A 19,807-nucleotide genomic window follows, 5' to 3' on the forward strand; every position below is an offset into this window, starting at 1 on the left:
CCCCAATCCCCAGTCCCCAGTCCCCAGTTCCTAGAAAAACTGTCAAATGTGAACTATAAATTAGATAATTAGTCTTTATTATTAAAACCTCAAGCTGGAAGCTAATAGCTGAAAGCTAAATATTGGAAAGCTGATAGATCGCAATGGATCTTGGAGATTGCTACCGTTTATTGGGTTTAAGGACAGGAGCCTCTTTTGCCGACATCAAATCGTCTTATAGACGGCTGGCCCAGCAATATCATCCTGATACTAACCCAGATGATACAAAAGCTAAAGATAAGTTTATTGCCTTGACAGAGGCTTACAGAGTCCTGTTAACAGTTGTACCGTCAGAGGAGACAGTTCAAAGAGTTAGTCAATCGCCTAAATCTGGGCATGAGGGCACAAAGGCTACTCGCCAAGAAAAAGCACCCAAAACCAAAACCACTGTAAAAACTGAAAAGCCGCCCACACCAAAGCCGCCTAATATTGTGGAAATAGAACAGCGGTTAAAGTGGAAGACTTACGAGCAATTGCAACGATTTTTAAAGGAAAAAAGATTTCCCCAAGCGATCGCACTAGCAGAAGCTTTGTCAGAACGCCTACCAGGAGATGCCGAAGTCCGGCAATGGCAAGCGGTTGCTTATCAAATTTGGGGACGGGCACTAATTAACGAAAATCAACTACTGAAAGCGAGAATTTATCTCAAAAAAGCTTTAAAAACAGACCCAAACAACAAAGCTTTGTGGCATGAAGTACAACGAGACTTTCAACGTTTAGAGCAGAGTTTTTAAGATGTCAGTTGTCAGTTGTCAGTTGTCAGAAGTGAAAAATTATCTTCTTTGTCTCCTTGTACCTACGTCACCGCGTCCCCGCGTCCCCGCGTCTCTCCATCTTCTTTAACTCTTGGGTTTAAGCAGCAGGTAATATAGTTGTCCATTACTAACTGTAACCCCAGCGCGATCGCCTGCTAGTTTCCCAGTACCTAAAAAGTAATCTACTCTACCCGCGCCTTTAATTGCACCTCCCGTATCTTGATCGAGTACATAACGGCTGACGATTCGGTGTTCCATCTCGCCGTTAGCTTTGGCAAAGGGAATAGCAGCACGAATCAACGCTAAAGCACCAGGAGGCATAAGGGATTTATCTGTAGCAATGGAACGTTCTGCTGTGACTGGGACGTTGATAGAACCTTGTGCTGGCGCGCCGTGGTTTTCTTGAAAAAACACAAAGCTAGGATCGCGGGGAATATAAATATTCAATTCTTGGGGATGTTTGTGAAAATAGTCAAGAATAATTGGCATTGTTATACCCTGTAGCGGTAATTTGCCATCGTTCGCTAATTCTCTGCCAATACTTTTATAGTTATAAGCGGTATGGCCTGCATAACCTATTGTAGTTTGAGTGCCATCAGGCAGTTGAAGTCTCGCTGAACCTTCAATTTGAGCCAAATAAGGTTCGAGGCGATCGCGAAACCAAAACAACTCTAACCCCCGTAGTTTACCTTTTGCGCCTTGCAAACCGTCTGCACCTTCTAATTCTAGGCGTGTAGGATGAGGCTTTGGCCAAGAGTCTAAGTTGGCGGGTAATCGATAAACTGGATAGCGAAACTCTGCTGTCGAAACGCGACTGGCTAAATAAAGTGGTTCGTAGTAAGCGGTAAACAAAACCGAACCTTTATTGTCTTTGCCGATTGATTGGTAAAAAACAAACTCTCGTTCTATGGCTTTGTGTAGTTCAGTAGCAGAATTAGTTTTTAGTAACAGTTCGCGGAATCTTTTTAAACTATTGAAAACGCGCTCGCGTGTGATTCCAGCTACCGTATATCGTTGATAAGCAGTAATAGCGTTAGAAGTTTGCAGATATTGTAGGCTGCGATCGATAGCTGTTACCAGTGCTTTTTTATCTGGTACTTGATTGTTTTCTCTATAGAGAACCTCATCCAAACAAGAAGCATCATCTTGACAACAAGTTACTGGTAATCTCTGAATTAGTGGTAGTGGCGCTTCTTGCTTTTGAATAAGTGTATCTTGTGTTTGAACTGGCAAAGATGCTGGTACATCCCACTTGCTAACTCGGCATTCTGGCGAACTTAGTTCTCGATGCCCTAAAGATTGCATACCTGCCAAGAAAATCAACACAATTATCGGTAAACCAGCACTGATAGCTGCAATTTTCTTTCTCATTCAGACAAATAGAGATTAAATATTGGTTAATAGGTTTTTACTAGTAGGGATTAAGAATTAGATGAAAATAATTCTTTCCTAATCCCTAGTCTCCATTGCCCCTAATCCCCAGTCCCCAATTCCTTATTCATTCATATTACGGTACGTAGCTACTGCGGAAGGCGATATGCGGTTCAAGTAACGGAATATCCAATATTTAAAAATGGTATCTAAAATCACTGGAAATGTCGCAATAAATAAGAAGATAAAATCTCGATTTTCTGGCAAGCCCCAGTGGCGTGATAAACCTTCTAAAATTACTTCCCAGCCATGAGGAGAGTGGAATCCGACAAATATATCGGTAAACAAAATAATTACAAAGGCTTTAGCACTATCGCTCAGACCGTAAACAACATTGTCAATAAAATCTTTTAGTACTGCAATGGCAGGCTTGCTAATGAGTAAAAACCAGATAAAAGCAACAATAGAGGCGATATCTGCAAAAACATTCTTAATTGCATTGGCGCTTTCCTTGCGAAATTCCTCAGCTATTTCAGTTACTTTTTCTTTGATCTGATGTTCTATTTCTTGCGTAGATAGTGGAGGTGCATTACTAAGAAGGCTTTGAAACTTAATTTTTTCTTCAAATTTTTGTAGTTCTACTAACGCTTCCTCTTCCATGTCATAATTGAGGAAAACTTGCTCTGTCTCAGCCCCTCTCAAACGCTCTACTATTGGGCTGATTACTAATATTTTAGATATTTGATGAGTTAACAGAGGTATTATAATTAGTAGTAAGAGAAATCTGATAGATATTACTGTTCTTTTTTGAGTCTGACGAAAACTCTTAACAACATCTTGTTCGGAATTTGGATCTAACTCAATTTGCAGACGACTGATAGTACTTAAAAGCGACCGAGGCAATATTCCTGTTGTATCAGTTTTCCCACGTTTTTTAGGAATTGGCTCTTTATTTGGATTCGGTAATTGTGGTGGTGATGCTGAAACTATATCTGGATCGACTTGCACGATTTGAGGTTTTTTTGCTACGGCTAAGGAAGTCGTTTCATCATAGTTAGTGTATTTTGATGTCACCTCATCAATAAATTTTAACTTTTCTAACACTAACGAAGGATTAGGATATTCTATTCCTGTTTTATGTGCAGCTTTTTGATGAGATTCATTTGAGAACCAACGACTAGCTTTAAACTCCGTCAGTCGCATCCGCACAATTTTTAATTGTTTTTTCAAGTCTGACTCAAAGTAATCCATCACGCTATTGCTGTGGATGGTTGAGTTAAAGTCTATTTTCTTACCATTAAAATGCTCGTCTTCTATTGCCTTGATTTGTAATGCAGCCTTGTAAGCTTTATCCAAAGAACGCTCAGGGGTCTGTAGATACCATCGGTAAGCAGACAGCAAGAAAGGGTATATTTTTTGGCTAAAAAGAGAAATTTTCATTGTAGGCAATCATCCAGCATTTTTTGGTGATTCTTAACCCTAAGTTAACGCACAAGGTATACTAACAAATCTATAAGGAGAAGGTTTGTGGTTTCTTATTCTGTTTGGATTATGGGCACTAGCCGCAGTGGTAAGACTACTCGGTTAGTTGAGCATTTTAGTAGATGGTTACAAAATGAAAATCATAGTCATGAATTATTTTATACTAAAAAAACAAAAAGGCAAGCAAGTACTTGCATACCTAAACCTTTGTATCTTGAAAAAACAGAACCAGGAGTTTTAGTTCTAGCTGCCAATGACGAGAATCGCAGAGAATTAGGAGATAAAATTGTTACAACCACATTAGGAAAATATCCAGTTCGAGCGAAGACAGTATTGGGTTTTTTTCAAGATGAAGTTATTTTATTTTGGCCTTTATTGATTCAATCGTTGAATCTAAAAGCACAATTTCCGGTAAGATTGCGTCCAGAAACAGAGCAAGAATTGGCAACAAAACTCTGGCGATCGCAATTAGACGAAGAAACTTTGCGTCGTGCTGGGGTAAATGAATATCGTTTGGTAAGACGCATCCTCGATTTACTACAATTAGCAGCTTATAGTGGCAAAGTTTGTGAAGATATAGCTGAGATTTTACAAAAGGGTTTACAGGAAAATGGCATAGATTTAGAGCCGGAATTTCTGGGGTCTTTATTAATAGATTGGCGTAACTGGTGTTTAGAAAGAGGATTTTTAACTTATGGCATCATTACCGAGCTTTTCAGTCAGCATTTGTTAGGCGATCGCAATTACCAAAATTATCTCACTCAACGCTATCAAGCAGTACTAGCGGATGATGTCGATGATTATCCTGCCATAGCACGTCAATTATTCGATTTTCTCTTAGATCGAGGTGCAGTAGGGGCATTTAGCTACAATCCGGATGGGGCGGTGCGGCTGGGATTGGGAGCAGACCCCTATTATTTAGAAGGATTAGCAGCTCGCTGTCGGGTAGAAACCCTGACAGGGCAACCTTCAGAGTCTTTAGCAGATATACTAGCTGCGCCAATAGTGGAATTAGTCACAGAATCAATAGTGTTGTCTGGTTTACCAGAGGCAGTGCAGTCCATTCAAACTACCTCCCGTGCCCAGCTGTTGCGGCAAACAGCAGAAACGATTACTCATGCCATCAAATCAGGGCAAGTAGAACCAGACCAAGTAGCGATTATAGCACCAGGTTTAGATGCGATCGCTCGCTACACCCTAGTAGAAATCCTCACCAAGCAAAATATCCAAGTAGAGTCACTCAACGACCAGCGCCCCCTAATTAGTTCGCCCGTGATTCGGGCATTACTCACCATGCTGGCACTAGTTTATCCCGGATTAGGTCGCCTAGTAGATCGGGATGCCGTAGCAGAGATGCTTGTAGTCTTGAGCAGAAGGCAGGAGGCAGGAGGCAGAAGGCAGGAGGCAGAAGGCAGGAGGCAGGAGGCAGAACTCAGCACTCAGAACTCACTTGTACAGACGCGATTCATCGCGTCTATACTCAGCACTCACATCGATCCGGTACGTGCTGGATTAATCGCAGATTACTGCTTTGTACCCCATCCCGATCGCCCCAACTTGCTACCAGTGACAACATTTGAGCGTTGGGATAGAATTGGCTATGCTGCTAGCAGTGCTTATGGTGAGATATTAGAGTGGATAGAAAAGCAGCGATCGCAACAAGAACTGCGTTTAATTCCTAGCCCTATTTCCCTATTAGACAGAGCCATCCAGCGCTTTTTGTGGAATGGCAGCAATCTACCCTACGACCAACTCGCAGCACTGCGAGAATTGCTAGAAACCGCGCAACACTACTGGGAAATTGACACTAGACTACGGCAAACACCTCTAGGGAGAGCAGAGGAGAATACCCTACTCAGCACTCAGCACTCAGCACTCAGCACTCAGCACTACTATTGCCGAATTCATTCAATTATTACGGCGTGGTACTATCACCGCCAATCCTTACCCACTGCGTCCTATTGGCCCAGCCAAAAAGGCTGTCACTCTAGCAACTATCTTCCAATACAGGTCTAGCCGACGATCGCACAGTTGGCATTTTTGGCTAGATGCTGGTTCGCCTCTGTGGGCAAAAGGCGGTGCAGCTACTTTATTCGGCGCGCCTTTTTTCCTGCAAGACAGGTTGGGAGAACCTTGGACAGCAGAAGATGAAAAATTAGCAGAACAAGAAAGACTGCAAAGGATTTTGGCTGATTTGCTCTCTCGTGTTTCCCAAAGAGTTTATTTATGTCACAGCGATTTAGCAGTCAATGGGCAAGAACTACAAGGGCCGCTGTTACCTTTGGTACATGCTTGTGTGCCATTTGAGTCGGAAGTCTCTGTTACGTAAAAGGGACTGGGGATTGGGGATTGGGGATTAGGAATTGGGGAGCCAGTCGCGTGCGGAGAGAAGTGCGGTCTTGGGCTTTGCCCAAGTGGAGCAACTTCGGGGGGTTCCCCCCCGTTGAGCGAACTGGCGTGACTGGGTTACAAAACGAAAAATTATGGTTCAGGCTTTGACCCCTCCTAAATTTTGAGGTGCTTCCCAGTACCCAGTATCAGCACCGGCGTTCCTCCAACGCCACCAACCCCCGGTATGATGGTGCAATTAATTTTACTCAGCACTCAGCACTTCAAACAAGTACACAACTGGCGTAAAATGAATCTTCATCCGGTACTTGCTCACCCGTTTACCCCATGCTTTGCGACTATCTAGTACAGATACTAACTGCACGCGTATACGATGTTGCTCAGGAATCACCTTTAGAGTTTGCCCCAAATCTCTCTGCGCGACTGAATAATAAACTCCTGTTGAAGCGGGAAGATATGCAGTCAGTATTTTCCTTCAAGCTGCGAGGGGCTTACAACAAGATGGCGAACTTGCCGCCAGATTTGCTGACACAGGGTGTAATTGCGGCATCTGCTGGAAATCATGCCCAAGGAGTCGCCCTAGCTGCAAGTCGGCTGAAAACGCGAGCAATTATCGTCATGCCGGTGACTACGCCCCAAGTGAAAGTGGATGCAGTCAGGGCACGAGGGGGAGAGGTAGTGTTGTATGGTAATACTTACGATGATGCTTATGCTTACGCTCGTCAATTAGAGGCAGAAAAGGGACTAATCTTCATTCACCCTTTTGACGACCCAGATGTGATTGCCGGACAGGGAACCATCGGTATGGAAATTCTCCGGCAATATCAGCAACCCATCCATGCAATTTTTGTAGCCATTGGGGGAGGTGGATTGATTTCTGGAATTGCAGCCTATGTGAAACGGTTGCGTCCGGAAATCAAGATTATTGGTGTTGAACCGGTGGATGCCGATGCGATGCATCAATCGTTAAAAGCAGGCAAACGGGTGCGATTGCCGCAAGTAGGGTTATTTGCTGATGGGGTAGCAGTGCGGGAAGTTGGTGAAGAAACCTTCCGGCTATGCCAAAACTATGTAGATGACATTATTTTGGTTGATACGGATGCGACCTGTGCGGCAATTAAAGACGTATTTGAAGATACGCGATCGATTTTAGAACCTGCGGGAGCATTGGCGATCGCAGCTGCCAAAGCTTACGCCCAAAGAGAGCAAATCCAAGGAAAAACGCTAATTGCCGTTGCCTGCGGTGCTAACATGAACTTTGACCGTTTGCGGTTTGTCGCAGAACGGGCAGAGTTAGGCGAACAGCGCGAAGCCATCCTTGCAGTCGCCATTCCTGAAGAACAAGGAAGTCTTCGTAAGTTTTGTGAATGTATTGGCAAACGTAATCTGACGGAGTTTAACTATCGCATTGCCGATGAAAAAGAGGCCCATATTTTTGTCGGCGTGCAAATTCAAAACCTTGCCGATAGAGCAAAAATGGTGGAAACCTTTGAAGGCTGCGGGTTTAAAACCATTGACTTGACAGATGACGAACTGACGAAATTACATCTACGTCACATGGTGGGCGGACACTCTCCTTTAGCCCACAATGAATTACTTTACCGTTTCGAGTTTCCCGAACGCCCTGGCGCTTTGATGAAGTTTGTCGGTTCTATGAGTCCTAACTGGAATATCAGCATGTTCCACTATCGCAACAACGGCGCAGATTATGGGCGAATTGTCGTCGGGATGCAAGTACCTCCTCACGAGATGCAGCAATGGCAAGCATTTCTCGATACTCTGGGCTATCGTTGTTGGGATGAAAGCCAGAATCCGGCGTATAAGCTGTTTTTGGGTTAAGACGAAACCTAGCTTGAGCAGAGTGTAGTGTTAACAGAGGTAACTGGTTCACCCGATTGGGTGAATGCGATCGCAGCATCAAGAACTACGCTGAAAGTAGATCGAGTTTTGCTGTTGTACGCAATTGAACTGACAGCAGCAAAACTATCAAAATAGCTACGCTTGCTTTTAATCTTATGCCAGTTCCTTGTGTGTTAAAGGGTTCCAGAGTGGATGAAACTGTAAAATCACTGCATAGACTAGGTTTTCAACAAGAAACGATCCCTCTGTTGGAAAAGATTGCTGCCAATTTATCAGGAATAATTTTCCAATGCTTGCAACAACAGGATGGTTCTCAAGTTGTTCTGTATGTCAGTTCTGGCTGTCGAGAACTTTATGAATTAGAACCAGAAGTTATCCAGGCAAACCCGCAAGTACTGCACAAACTGATTCATCCGCAGGATATGACAGCTTTTACAGAATCTATTGCTGTAGCTGCTGCTACTGTGACACCTTGGCGCTGGGAAGGTCGCATCATTACATCTAGTGGCATCAAATGGCTTCAAGGTGCTTCCCAGCTGGAACGGCAGGCCAATGGCGATATTCTCTGGGATGGCTTAATAATAGATATTACAGACCGCAAACAAACAGAAATTTCTCTCCAAAATCTTGCCCTAAAATATTCTAAAGCTTTTAGTTGTAGTCCCGATCCAATTACCATTAGCACCCTCACAGAAGGGCGCTTAATTGAATTTAACGATAGTTTTGTGCAACTGTCCGGTTACGAGCGAGATGAAGCAATTGGTCGTACTGCTTTAGAGTTAAATATTTGGATAAATAAGAGCGATCGCATCAGATTATTACAACAGTTGCAGACAAACAAAGTTGTTCGCAACTTGGAATGTAAATATCGCCGCAAGTGTGGCAAGCTAATTACAGCACTACTTTCAGCAGAAATAATTGATTTAGATGGCATTCCCTGTCTGTTAGCAGTTCATCATGATATCACAGAACGCAAACAAGTAGAAGCACAATTACGCCTGTCAGCACAGCGCGATCGCTTGTTAGCAGAAACCTTGGTACGAATTCGGTCTTCGCTCAACTTAAAAAAGATTCTGCAAACTACTGTCACAGAAATTCGGCAATTTTTGCAAGTAGACCGAGTTTTTATTGGTCTAAAAGATCCCCAAGTCGGAGCCAAAACAGTTGTCGAATCAGTAGATCCCAATTATCCATCAGTCTTAAATTGGCAAAGCGATGATGAAAGTTGTCTCCAAGAATTGAAAACGCAGCTAACAACTAATCGGGTGCGTTTGTTTGAGGATATTTCCCAAATCACGCTATCTCCCAAATTACTAGCACATTACGAACAATTTCAGACCAAGGCCGCCTTAGCTGTACCAATTATGGTAGGCGACGAATTATTTGGTGCTGTAATTGCCAACCAATGTTCTGGCCCTCGTCATTGGCAGCCAATAGAAATTGATTTGCTCCAGCAAATGTCCGAACAACTGGCCATAGCCATTAAGCAAGTGCAACTCTACCACGAACTCGCACAACTCAACAGCAATTTAGAACGCCAAGTAGAAGAACGTACCACCCAATTACAGCAGAAAATGCAGGAATTGGAAGAAACACAACGAATCAAAGACGTAGTTTTGCACACAATTGCCCACGATTTACGAACTTCCGTCATGGGTAACTTGATGGTACTAAAGAATTTGCTCAAAAGTCAGGAACTAGGGACAGAGGACACGGGGACACGGAGACACGGGGACACGGGGGATGTTTCAGTACAACTCTCCGCGTCACCATGTCTCCCCCTCTCCGCGTCACCATGTCTCCCCCTCTCCGCGTCTCCTTCATCTCCCTCATCTCCAATCCCGGTATCTTACTCAATTATTGAGCGCATGATTCAAGGCAACGATCGCCAATTGGGAATGATTGATTCATTGCTAGAAATTCATTCTTGCAAAAAGCAAGGAATTGTCCTCCACCGCGAGATGGTTCCATTTAGCGAGTTGCTACAGACAATTAGCAAAAACTTGCAGCCGATGCTGAGTCAAAATCAAGCTAATTTAACAAACTTGGTTCCTGAAGATTTACCGTTAGTAATGGCAGATAAAACTAAGTTGCAGAAAGTTTTAGTAAATTTATTTACTTATAGCTTGCAAAACAATCCACCAGGATTAAATTTTACCTTGAAAGCTACAGTTGAAAATGGCATGATTCGTACTGAGATTAAAGATAATGGCGTACCAGTAAACAAGCAAGAGTGCGATCGCCTGTTTGATTTGTACGTGCGCCACCCTCAAGCCCCTTGTTCAACAGATATCGGTTTAAAAATGTATCTTTGTCGGCAAAGTCTTCAGGCTCATGGTGGCGATCTTGGTGTCATTAGTAACCGCAAGGGCGGATTAACTTTCTGGTTTACTTTGCCTTTAGCAACTCCATCTTGATAATTTACTCATTAGTCACATAATAATAAGTAGCCGTCATCAACTGAGTGCACCGGAACTGATGAAAGAGGGACTGACGAAAATATTTACTATAATTGCGAAAATTCGCCCTTGGTGTTCTCTTAGAGTAGCAAAGCAATCCCAATTGCGATTGTTACATTCCGCGTCGGACATTGTGTAATTAATTCTGTCTGACTGCTGACGATGGGGTGTAATGGCAGTCTGGAAACAGGAAACACTCCGACGGTATGGCTAAAGTGGGGTGAGATGCTAATGGCTAGCTTATTGGAAATAGTGCAAAAGTGGTGGACAGGATTTTTTTGTGCGCCAACTATAGAGGAAATTACCGCTATTTATCAAGCTTCGTTTGCAAATACGCAGTGGCTAGTCAATAGGCATCGCTTTTTTTGGCAAAGGTTGTATCTATGGTTATGGCTGGCAACGATCTGCTTGTCAACGTTTATTTTGCGAAACATTTACGACCTTTTTTTTCCTTTAAAGGAAACAGAGCTTCTACCACAGGCACTCAAAATCCAAGGGCTAGCAATTAACATTACAATACTGCTAAGTCTACTGATCTGTTTTGCTTTACATAAAACTAAGTTTGGTCATCGTCGTCCTGGGCTATTATTTTTGGGGTCAGCTTGGTTTATTAGTTTCGGAGCGCAGTTATTTGCAATCCTTAAAGGTTATGCATTACCGGATACCCTTGCTTGGTCGCTGCTATTCTTGAGTCAAGCTATATTCATACCTGTTCGCTGGACTCTCCACTTAATATCTCAGTTGAGTATCCTAGTTTGCTATTTTAGCGTCAGTACAGCACTTGGGTTAAAAATACCCACACCCGGATACTCAGAGTTATATGATGTCAAGTTTATTTTGTACGTTTTTTGGTATTGCGTTATATGTAATGTGGGCGTTTACCTGTATGAAAATTTGCAACGTTCTGAATTCCACGCTCGTCAAGAACTTGAGTCTGCTTACCAAAAACTCAGTGTTACAGAAGCTAAATACCGTAATATTTTTGAAAACGCAGTCGAAGGAATTTTTCAAAGCAGTCCCGATGGACGTTATATTACGGCAAATCCTGCATTAGCACGTATCTATGGCTACTCATCTCCTGAAGAATTAATAGCCTACTTCACAGATATCGAACATCAGTTGTATGTTGAACCTAATCGTCGTGCAGAGTTTATCCGCTTAATTGACAGGTATGGTGTCGTCTCAAAATTCGAGTCCCAGATATATCGCCGCGACGGAAGCATTGTCTGGATTTCGGAAAAAGCATACGCAGTCCGTAGCGAACAGGGAAAACTGCTTTATTATGAAGGTTTGATTGAAGACATTACGCAGCGCAAACAAGCCGAGGAATCGCTACGAGTGTTTTTCCATGCAGTTTCGCACGATCTACGCAATCCCGTACTTGGCACTTTGATGGTACTGAAGAATTTGCTGTCACTTCCTGATGAGAAAATTACAATTTCCCGTTTGATTTTAGAGCGGATGGTGCAAAGTAGCGATCGCCAACTTAACTTAATTAATTCGTTGCTGGAAGCTCACGTTAATGAAATGCAAGGTATTATTTTACAACTTGAAGCCGTAGAATTGCTGAAAGTAGTGGAAGCAGCGATCGCAGATTTAGAGCCAATACTGGCAGAAAATAAAGCTAAATTGACAAATCTAATTACCGCTGATTTACCATTAGTTAATGCCGATCCCACACAACTGTGGCGAGTATTTTCTAATTTAATTATCAACGCTGTCAAACATAACCCGCCGGGGTTGCTGTTAACGCTCAATGCTAGCTGTGAAGATAACAAGATTTATTGTACTGTCACTGATAACGGCATTGGAATTAGTCAAACCCAATCCCAACAGCTTTTTAACCTTTACTACCGAGGCGATATTAACCGCAGTGTAGGTATGGGATTGGGATTGTATTTATGTAAGCAAATCATTAATGCTCACGGCGGTGAAATTGGTGTGAAAAGTGAATTGCAAGCAGGAGCAACATTTTGGTTTACCTTACCAATTTATCCTAATTCGTAATTAAGTAGAAGGCAGAAGGCAGGAGGCAGAAGGCAGGAGGGAAAAGCTAGTTTTTGACAGGCTTTCACAGGTTGAAATTTTATATTTAATTATGTCCGCCTACTTAATTATTTAATTTAAATTTATCTTGTGAATGAGCTTAAATCTAACTTTTTTCCCGACTTTTATAGTTCAGCCAGATAAAACAGCCGACTTTAGCCGACTGACAAATCATAGCGCGATCGCTTAGGCTATTGGGCACAGAGGAAAAAATCCAAGTATAAAAAAATATGCTTAACACCCTCAGCCCAGTTGCAGAAAACTTAGCAGATAAAAGCTATACCTGTCCTCATTACTTTCAAATCCAGGGTCGTATTCGTTCCCTCACAAACCGTTATCTAGCAGTCGAAAAACTACAAGACCGCCTGGAAGATTTACTGAGCCAATTTGAAAATCCTCAACCACGCCCCTGGAAACCCATTGACTGGCAAGCGATTAACCGTAACCAAATCATCGGCATAGACGCAGAGATATTTTTGTCTATTCTGGTGGGTGCGATGGATACAGAAGCCCCAATTCGCGGCTATACCCAAACAAGTCGCCAGTACTTGGAAAAATTGCATCCTCAGATGGCTCGCTTTGTTGGTGGAACAGTTAGTGAAAATAACAATTTATTAGAACTGGGTTTGTGGGAAAAAGAAGAACGTCAGCACACACCTGCATTAATCAAGGTTTACACCCAACTCACAGGCGAGAAAATTACGCCCAAACATCGCACTATTAGAGGTTATCTCCCTACAGATGACCCCTACGAAGATTTATATCGTCATGGTTTACACCGTATTGCGACTGAATACGGTGCAACTTGTCTCTATCTTTGGCTGATGGCTCACACCACAGGCCCGCTTCAGGATGTTTTAGAAGAACTGGCCCAGGATGAAATCAACCACATGACCAAATTTTGGGGTTTTGGAGTCTGGGCATTTCCTGATACTGGGCTAATGCGAATTGGACGCACATTAATCAAAACCCGCTCTCGAAATTATCAGCGCAACAACCTCATGCGTACTCTACACCGCATGATGGGTACACTTAACTGGAATTCTTGGACTTTAACCAATAAAGCAACTTTAATTTTTACCTTCAGTTATGCAATGTATCGTCTGTGGATTTGGAACAACAGCCTAACACCACAGTATTTGCAAGATTTATTTGCAATTAGTCAGTAAACTTTGTCTGCTCTGATTTGTACCGTTCATCAACACCCAAAATCTCATGAATTCTCAACTTTACTCCAAATTACCCGCTGATTTAGACCTCCTACGCTTACCGCAGCATGTAGCCGTCATCATGGATGGTAACGGTCGATGGGCAACCAGTCGAGGATTACCGCGCATTGCCGGACATCGCCAAGGAGCTAGAACACTTAAAGAACTTTTGCGATGTTGCAAAGATTGGGGAATCAAAGCGCTGACAGCCTATGCTTTCTCAACAGAAAATTGGCAGCGTCCCATTGAAGAAGTAGATTTTCTCATGCTGTTATTTGAGCGACTGCTGCACCGCGAGTTAGCACAAATGCATCGAGAAGAAGTGCGGATATCATTTATTGGCGATTTGTCAGCTCTACCCAAATCTTTACAGACACAAATGGAACGTTCAATGACACAGACATCGAACAATCAAGGAATACACTTTACTGTTGCAGTCAATTATGGCAGCCGCAACGAAATTGCTAGAGCTTGTCGTCAGGTGGCAGAACTGGTACAGAGGGGAGAACTCAATGCTGAAGAGGTAAATGAAAAGCTTGTAGAACAACACCTCTACACAACAAGTACCCCAGAACCAGATTTGCTAATTCGTACCAGCGGTGAGATGCGGTTGAGTAATTTCCTTTTGTGGCAAATGGCGTATGCAGAAATGTATTTTACGGATATTTTTTGGCCAGACTTTGACAGGGCAGCATTTCATCAAGCATTGTTGAATTACCAAGGACGCGATCGCCGTTTCGGTCAAGTTAAAAGTACGCTGTCAGCTTAACGTATTCTAAATAGAAGGCAGAAGGCAGAAGGTAAATGCCAGCTTATGACAGGGTTTCATCGATTGGCATTTTACATTTAATTATGTCCACCTACTTAATGTTGGCGACAGATAGGGAATTCCAAATGAAACTATATTTGAAATTGGTATAACTTAAATGTCAAACTAATAAATGTAAATTAATTTATTGTTGAAAATTTGACAGTTTTACTGGTTAAATTACTGAAATAATTACACAACAATAAAAGGAGCAGGCAAGGATGAGGAGAGAAAATTTTATAAATCTACTCTTGGGATTAACAGTATCGCTTAGTACTTTACCCTTTGCAGCTTTTGCACAGTCACAGCCTTCAACAATTCCTGCCCAAGAAAATAGAAGCAACACTCAAGCAAAAACAGTAGTTGCCCGTATTTGGCATGGCAAAACTCTCACTTCCAAAGCAGCCGAGTACTATGATTATCTCAGAACTGGAATCAAAAAAATCGAGTCGATTCCTGGCAATTTGGGAGTGCAAGTACTCCGCCTTAATAATGGCAAGATTACAGAGTTTACTGTCATCTCATATTGGCAATCACGAGATGCGATTCGGGCGTTTGCTGGCAATGATATAGAAAAAGTGCGACCTCTTCCTAAAGACAGTGAATATCTAATTGAACCAGAGACAAAAGTCAAACATTTTGATGTCTTGCTAGACGATCGCAAATGAGTTGGAAGTAGGATAAAACCAAAAGTGCTGGTTAAGACTACTGTAAGCTCATATTTATGATGTTTGCTGAACTGCACCTTTGCTGAGGCTATTGCGATCGTGCGGTTCTAGCAAATATGTCATATCAGGCCCAAGGGGGATAATACCACCTGGATTAAGTGGGAAAAGATTGCCGTAGTAGTCTTGCTTGACGCTTTCTAAGTCGCAAGTGGCTGCAATTTCTTGAAGCTGATACAAGTCGCGTAAGTAGGCTCCCAAATGTCGATAGTCCCGAATTCGGCGGCGGTTACACTTGAACAACCCGTAGTAAGCAATATCAAAACGGAACAATGTTGTGAACAGACGAACATCCGCTAGGGTGAGATTACTTCCACAGAGGTATCGATTCGTCTCTAACACTGCATCAATTTCATCTAGTGTAGCGAACAGTTCGTTACAAGCTCGATTGTAGGCTTCTTGAGTTTGAGCAAAGCCACAGCGATACACACCATTGTTCACGCTTGTGTAAATCTTCTCATTCCACCAGTCAATCTTTTGTTTTAGTTCTTCTGGGTAGAGATTTAGTGTGGAATTTACAGCGAACTCGTTAAATTCCGAGTTCAGCATCACAATAATTTCGGCACTTTCGTTATTGACAATGGTCTTTGTTTGCTTATCCCACAAAACTGGAACTGTACAGCGTCCGCTATAGCCAGGTTCAGAGAGCTTATACAATTCAGCTAGGGTATGGCAACCTTCTTCTGGGCTATTGAACACCCAACCTCCTGAAACCGCAGAAGGAGAAACAACGGAAACTGATATTGATTCTTCTAGTCCTTTAAGTGCCTGTACAATCAAGGTTCGGTGTGCCCAAGGACAACTCAGCCCAACGTAAAGGTGGTAACGTCCCGCCGCTGGTTGGTAAAGGTTCCCTGCTTGCGTTCCAATCGAGTTTCTTATCTGGCTGCTGGGACGAATATACTCCCCCGACTGATTGCGGGGAGCAAGCTTCGACATCATCAGATGCCAAATTTCTGTCCAAATAAACTTACCCAGCTGAATAATCAGTTTTGGAGGCAGAAAATTTCCCTTCTTTTGAGTCGAGGGAATCTTTATTTTCAAATTTCTGATATTCATAATAAAACCTCACGAGAGGGAGCAGGGGGAGATGAGGAAGTGAGGGGAGATGAGGGAGCGGGGGGGAAGAATCTGAATAATCGTCTTTGACCTAAAAATTACAGCGTTTTTCAGGTAAATTAAGTATACGCATAAGGGCGCTGTTACGTTCGCCCTTACAATTATCTATTTAAGAATTCTCTCCTCTGCCCCCTGCTCCCCTGCCCCTCTGCCTTCTTTAAATTCCCGCCCCATCAAGAAAGTCTTCAATCATCGAATCAGAATTATTACTTTTAGCGTTGTCTGTTTGTTCGATAACTACCTTGATAGAGGGTGTTGACTGAGATTCCAACTCATCAACCTGCTTTTCTAAAGTCTTGAGCCGTTCAAATAAAGCGCGAATTACTTCTGCTTCTACGTCTCGTACTTTATCATGATCTAGAACATTCGTACTCAAGTTGTTCTGACGAGTTACACGCCCTGGAATGCCAACTACAGTTGTATTACTAGGCACATCTCTGAGTACTACCGAACCGGCTCCAATGCGGACGCGATCGCCTATTTGAATATTGCCTAAAACTTTCGCACCTGCTCCTACAACTACATGGCTGCCTAAAGTTGGATGGCGCTTGCCACTTTCTTTGCCCGTACCACCGAGAGTTACGCCTTGATAAATCAAAGCATAATCGCCTACAATTGCTGTCTCACCGATTACTACTCCCATTCCGTGATCGATAAATACTCCCTTGCCAATTACTGCCCCAGGATGAATTTCAACGCCTGTGAAGAACCGACTCAGATGGGACATGAAACGTGGTATGAAGGGAATGCCCATTTTATACAGCCGATGTGCCACGCGATGGAACAGTAGGGCTTGAAGTCCCGGATAGCAGAACAACACTTCCAGCCAGTTACGGGCTGCTGGATCGCGATCGTAAATTGTTTGCAAGTCAGTTATTAGCATACTCTTTTGGGATTGTCATTGGTAGTTGAGGCTCTCAAACTGGAAACCTAGATAATTCCTCGAAAAAATAAACTTATTTTGAGAATTATGTAAGATAATCTACGGTAAGCCGATAGACTTATAGTCTTTCGTGACTCTTAACTGGGGTGCGATCGCATCCAACACTTTGAAACAAATTATTTCGCATAAACCGCGATAAATCAATAGATTCACCGTAGTATATTGAGTACTGACTTGAATAGCCAAAACTACATTCTCTTGGATCTGTCTTCTAAAGTTGAATACGCGTTATTGGCACTTTTAGAACTGGCAAGCCACCACGGAAAAAAAGTTCCTTTAACAATGAGCGAAATCACTGCCAAGCAGCCTATACCAGAGCGATATCTAGAGCAAATTCTCACCAATCTGCGCCGTGCTGGTGTGGTACAGAGTCAACGTGGCTCTAAAGGAGGTTTCACTTTAGTTCGCGAACCTTGGCAGATTACCTTACTGGAAATTGTCACTTTAGTGGAAGGCGAACGCAAAGAAAAAGATACTTCTGAGCCTCCTACTCTCGAAAGGAGTCTGGTTTATGAAGTTTGGGAGCAAGCAAATGCTGCTTCTATTGAGGTTTTGAGCCGCTACACACTCCAAGACTTGTGCCAGGAAAGGGAAGCTCGCGCCCAACAAAGTCCGATGTATTACATCTAGACAGTAGTCCATATTGTGTTGACTGAATCCTGACGAACTAATTATGCAAATTGCTCGTGACATTACAGAACTGATCGGACGGACTCCTTTAGTTCGATTAAACAAGATTCCCCAAGCTTCGGGAGCGTTAGCGCAGATTGTTGTGAAGCTAGAAAGCATGAACCCGGCTGCTTCTGTCAAAGACCGAATTGGTGCAAGCATGATCGAAGCAGCAGAGCAAGCAGGCTCAATCCATCCTGGAAAAACCATTTTAGTGGAGCCGACATCCGGTAATACGGGAATTGCGCTGGCAATGGTGGCAGCAGCGAAGGGTTACCATCTTATTCTAACGATGCCTGATACGATGAGCCAAGAACGACGAGCAATGCTTAGAGCTTATGGCGCTCAACTAGAGTTAACGCCAGGGGTAGAAGGGATGCGAGGAGCAATTGGCCGTGCAGAGCAAATTTTAGCGCAAACGCCTAACGCTTACATGTTACAGCAATTCCGCAACCCAGCAAACCCCAGAGTTCACGCTCGAACCACAGCTGAAGAAATTTGGACGGATACCGATGGGAAAGTAGATATTCTGGTGGCGGGGGTAGGTACTGGTGGAACGATTACAGGAGTTGCAGAAGTTATTAAACAGCGTAAGCCTAGTTTTAGAGCGATCGCAGTTGAACCAACTAACAGTCCGGTATTAGCTGGTGGGAAATCGGGGCCTCACAAAATTCAGGGTATCGGGCCGGGATTTATCCCCGCAATTTACCGTTCGGAATTAATAGACGAAGTAATTCAGGTAACGGATGAACAGGCGATCGCTTACGGTCGTCGTTTAGCAAACGAAGAAGGATTGCTATCAGGCATTTCTTCTGGGGCTGCTTTATATGCTGCTATTTTAGTGGCACAGAGGCCAGAAAATGCAGGTCGTCTCATCGTGATGATACAACCTAGCTTTGGCGAACGCTACCTCAGTACTCCACTGTTTAGAGAGCCGGAAGAGAGTGATACTAATTCGTAGTTAAGCTGATGCGCTTTTAAATTGCATAATTCAACTCGCTAGAAAGACGCGGAGAGAAGTGCGGTCTTGGGCTTTGCCCAAGTGGAGCAACTTCGGGGGACGCGGGGACAGGGAGACAGGGAGAGAAGTTGCGTGTGGGGGTTCCCCCCGCCCTTGCAAACTTCGGGAGATGCAATTTGAATGATGATTAGCTTACAACACACAAAATACAGAAAGAAGGGAGAATTGTATTAACTAAAGCCAACATAATAGCTAATGCAATTTAATATCCAACTGCTACCACGCATTAACGCCAAATCTCAAAGAGAAAATGGCAAACAATATTATGTAGACGATGGGGGAAATAGGTTTCCTAGCGTGACTACAATACTTAATGCCACCAAACCCCAAGCAGACCGCGACAGGTTATTAAACTGGAAAGCGCGTATCGGTACAGAAGAAGCTACCCGCATTACTACAAACGCTAGTCGTAGAGGAACCCAAACACATAAACAAATTGAGCGTTACCTCCTCGGTCAAAATCCTGTTTGTCCGGAAGCGAGTCGTCCTTATTGGGAGAGTATCAAACCAGTTTTACAAGATATCGATACAGTTAAACTCGTAGAAGGCTCAGTTTTTCATTATGACTTGAAGTATTCTGGCAAACTCGATTGTATTGCAAATTATCAAGGTATTCCTTGCATTTGCGAGTGGAAAACGGCAGATAAACCTAAAGGCTCAATTGAACATTTATACGAACATCCACTACAACTCACAGCATACATAGGAGCCGCTAACGAATACTATCGAGATTATGGAATTCAGCTAAAACATGCTTTGTTAGTAGTAGCGATTCCCGAAATGCCAGCCGAGGTTTTTTGGTTTGAACCAGCAGTTATCAAAGATTACTGGAATCAGTGGGAAAAAAGAGTTGCTGAGTATTGGGAACGCAGAAGTGTTTGGGGTTAGTTAGCTTCTTTATAAAATACAATAGGCATCTAATTTTGTAATGGCAATATAGTAATTAATTCCGA

Annotated in this window: 18 protein-coding genes; 13 read left to right on the forward strand and 5 right to left on the reverse strand. The window is 43.0% G+C overall.

Going from position 1 to position 19,807, the window contains the following annotated elements; all coding sequences use genetic code 11:
* Positions 1-143: 143 nt before the first annotated feature.
* Positions 144-773, forward strand: a complete 630-nt coding sequence (locus I8752_RS12700; RefSeq protein WP_214432684.1) for a J domain-containing protein — start codon at positions 144-146, stop codon at positions 771-773.
* A gap of 105 nt (positions 774-878) precedes the next feature.
* On the opposite strand, the gene mltA is transcribed toward I8752_RS12700, so the two are convergent.
* Positions 879-2,165 carry a murein transglycosylase A gene (gene mltA, locus I8752_RS12705; RefSeq protein ID WP_214432685.1) on the reverse strand — a complete coding sequence of 429 codons (1,287 nt, stop codon included), beginning with the start codon at positions 2,163-2,165 and terminating at the stop codon, positions 879-881.
* A gap of 123 nt (positions 2,166-2,288) precedes the next feature.
* Positions 2,289-3,614: a proton extrusion protein PcxA gene (locus tag I8752_RS12710; RefSeq protein WP_214432686.1), complete on the reverse strand. Its 1,326-nt coding sequence runs from the start codon at positions 3,612-3,614 to the stop codon at positions 2,289-2,291.
* A 78-nt stretch (positions 3,615-3,692) separates the two neighbouring features.
* Between I8752_RS12710 and I8752_RS12715 the strand changes: the two genes are divergently transcribed.
* From I8752_RS12715 to I8752_RS12745, 9 genes are all read left to right on the forward strand, one after another.
* On the forward strand, positions 3,693-5,663 hold the full coding sequence (locus tag I8752_RS12715; protein ID WP_404827091.1) for a recombinase family protein: 1,971 nt from the start codon (positions 3,693-3,695) through the stop codon (positions 5,661-5,663).
* A gap of 106 nt (positions 5,664-5,769) precedes the next feature.
* Positions 5,770-5,976 carry a hypothetical protein gene (locus I8752_RS38585; protein ID WP_404827092.1) on the forward strand — a complete coding sequence of 69 codons (207 nt, stop codon included), beginning with the start codon at positions 5,770-5,772 and terminating at the stop codon, positions 5,974-5,976.
* Between the two features lie 347 nt (positions 5,977-6,323).
* Positions 6,324-7,835 (forward strand): threonine ammonia-lyase, biosynthetic, encoded by a 1,512-nt coding sequence (ilvA, locus tag I8752_RS12720; protein ID WP_214432687.1) that lies wholly within the window; start codon positions 6,324-6,326, stop codon positions 7,833-7,835.
* A 27-nt stretch (positions 7,836-7,862) separates the two neighbouring features.
* Positions 7,863-7,991 (forward strand): hypothetical protein, encoded by a 129-nt coding sequence (locus tag I8752_RS38010; RefSeq protein ID WP_263985304.1) that lies wholly within the window; start codon positions 7,863-7,865, stop codon positions 7,989-7,991.
* 20 nt (positions 7,992-8,011) lie between these two features.
* Positions 8,012-10,273, forward strand: a complete 2,262-nt coding sequence (locus I8752_RS12725) for a sensor histidine kinase (protein WP_214432688.1) — start codon at positions 8,012-8,014, stop codon at positions 10,271-10,273.
* Positions 10,274-10,546: 273 nt separating this feature from the next.
* Positions 10,547-12,322: a sensor histidine kinase gene (locus I8752_RS12730; RefSeq protein ID WP_214432689.1), complete on the forward strand. Its 1,776-nt coding sequence runs from the start codon at positions 10,547-10,549 to the stop codon at positions 12,320-12,322.
* 269 nt (positions 12,323-12,591) lie between these two features.
* Entirely contained in the window at positions 12,592-13,530 is a 939-nt protein-coding gene (locus I8752_RS12735) for a ferritin-like domain-containing protein (RefSeq protein ID WP_214432690.1), read from the forward strand.
* A 46-nt stretch (positions 13,531-13,576) separates the two neighbouring features.
* A complete protein-coding gene (locus tag I8752_RS12740) occupies positions 13,577-14,338 on the forward strand; it encodes an isoprenyl transferase (RefSeq protein ID WP_214432691.1) in 762 nt (253 codons plus the stop codon).
* A gap of 260 nt (positions 14,339-14,598) precedes the next feature.
* On the forward strand, positions 14,599-15,045 hold the full coding sequence (locus tag I8752_RS12745; protein WP_214432692.1) for an antibiotic biosynthesis monooxygenase family protein: 447 nt from the start codon (positions 14,599-14,601) through the stop codon (positions 15,043-15,045).
* A gap of 54 nt (positions 15,046-15,099) precedes the next feature.
* On the opposite strand, the gene I8752_RS12750 is transcribed toward I8752_RS12745, so the two are convergent.
* From I8752_RS12750 to I8752_RS12760, 3 genes are all read right to left on the reverse strand, one after another.
* Positions 15,100-16,161, reverse strand: coding sequence for a glutathione S-transferase family protein (locus tag I8752_RS12750; protein WP_214432693.1), 1,062 nt, complete (start codon positions 16,159-16,161; stop codon positions 15,100-15,102).
* Positions 16,162-16,378: 217 nt separating this feature from the next.
* Positions 16,379-17,104: a serine O-acetyltransferase gene (gene cysE, locus I8752_RS12755; protein WP_214432694.1), complete on the reverse strand. Its 726-nt coding sequence runs from the start codon at positions 17,102-17,104 to the stop codon at positions 16,379-16,381.
* A 99-nt stretch (positions 17,105-17,203) separates the two neighbouring features.
* Positions 17,204-17,350 carry a hypothetical protein gene (locus I8752_RS12760; protein WP_214432695.1) on the reverse strand — a complete coding sequence of 49 codons (147 nt, stop codon included), beginning with the start codon at positions 17,348-17,350 and terminating at the stop codon, positions 17,204-17,206.
* Here I8752_RS12760 and I8752_RS12765 point away from each other — a divergent pair.
* From I8752_RS12765 to I8752_RS12775, 3 genes are all read left to right on the forward strand, one after another.
* Positions 17,312-17,794: an RrF2 family transcriptional regulator gene (locus I8752_RS12765; RefSeq protein WP_214432705.1), complete on the forward strand. Its 483-nt coding sequence runs from the start codon at positions 17,312-17,314 to the stop codon at positions 17,792-17,794. The genes I8752_RS12760 and I8752_RS12765 overlap by 39 nt on opposite strands.
* A 43-nt stretch (positions 17,795-17,837) precedes the next feature.
* Positions 17,838-18,794, forward strand: a complete 957-nt coding sequence (gene cysK, locus I8752_RS12770; RefSeq protein ID WP_214432696.1) for a cysteine synthase A — start codon at positions 17,838-17,840, stop codon at positions 18,792-18,794.
* 255 nt (positions 18,795-19,049) lie between these two features.
* Complete coding sequence (locus tag I8752_RS12775; protein WP_214432697.1) at positions 19,050-19,742, forward strand: PD-(D/E)XK nuclease family protein; 693 nt, start codon at positions 19,050-19,052, stop codon at positions 19,740-19,742.
* Positions 19,743-19,807: the final 65 nt, after the last annotated feature.

The sequence above is a fragment of the Dendronalium phyllosphericum CENA369 genome (assembly GCF_016056275.1).
Taxonomy (GTDB): domain Bacteria; phylum Cyanobacteriota; class Cyanobacteriia; order Cyanobacteriales; family Nostocaceae; genus Dendronalium; species Dendronalium phyllosphericum.

What these genes read in the sequence shown, in the direction of transcription:
- I8752_RS12740 (WP_214432691.1), top strand. Translation starts at nt 13,577, where the DNA reads ATGAATTCTCAACTTTACTCCAAATTACCCGCTGATTTAGACCTCCTA.
- I8752_RS12730 (WP_214432689.1), top strand. Translation starts at nt 10,547, where the DNA reads ATGGCTAGCTTATTGGAAATAGTGCAAAAGTGGTGGACAGGATTTTTT.
- mltA (WP_214432685.1), bottom strand. Translation starts at nt 2,165, where the DNA reads ATGAGAAAGAAAATTGCAGCTATCAGTGCTGGTTTACCGATAATTGTG.
- cysE (WP_214432694.1), bottom strand. Translation starts at nt 17,104, where the DNA reads ATGCTAATAACTGACTTGCAAACAATTTACGATCGCGATCCAGCAGCC.
- I8752_RS12750 (WP_214432693.1), bottom strand. Translation starts at nt 16,161, where the DNA reads ATGAATATCAGAAATTTGAAAATAAAGATTCCCTCGACTCAAAAGAAG.
- I8752_RS12700 (WP_214432684.1), top strand. Translation starts at nt 144, where the DNA reads ATGGATCTTGGAGATTGCTACCGTTTATTGGGTTTAAGGACAGGAGCC.
- ilvA (WP_214432687.1), top strand. Translation starts at nt 6,324, where the DNA reads ATGCTTTGCGACTATCTAGTACAGATACTAACTGCACGCGTATACGAT.
- cysK (WP_214432696.1), top strand. Translation starts at nt 17,838, where the DNA reads ATGCAAATTGCTCGTGACATTACAGAACTGATCGGACGGACTCCTTTA.
- I8752_RS12745 (WP_214432692.1), top strand. Translation starts at nt 14,599, where the DNA reads ATGAGGAGAGAAAATTTTATAAATCTACTCTTGGGATTAACAGTATCG.
- I8752_RS12775 (WP_214432697.1), top strand. Translation starts at nt 19,050, where the DNA reads ATGCAATTTAATATCCAACTGCTACCACGCATTAACGCCAAATCTCAA.
- I8752_RS12725 (WP_214432688.1), top strand. Translation starts at nt 8,012, where the DNA reads ATGCCAGTTCCTTGTGTGTTAAAGGGTTCCAGAGTGGATGAAACTGTA.
- I8752_RS12735 (WP_214432690.1), top strand. Translation starts at nt 12,592, where the DNA reads ATGCTTAACACCCTCAGCCCAGTTGCAGAAAACTTAGCAGATAAAAGC.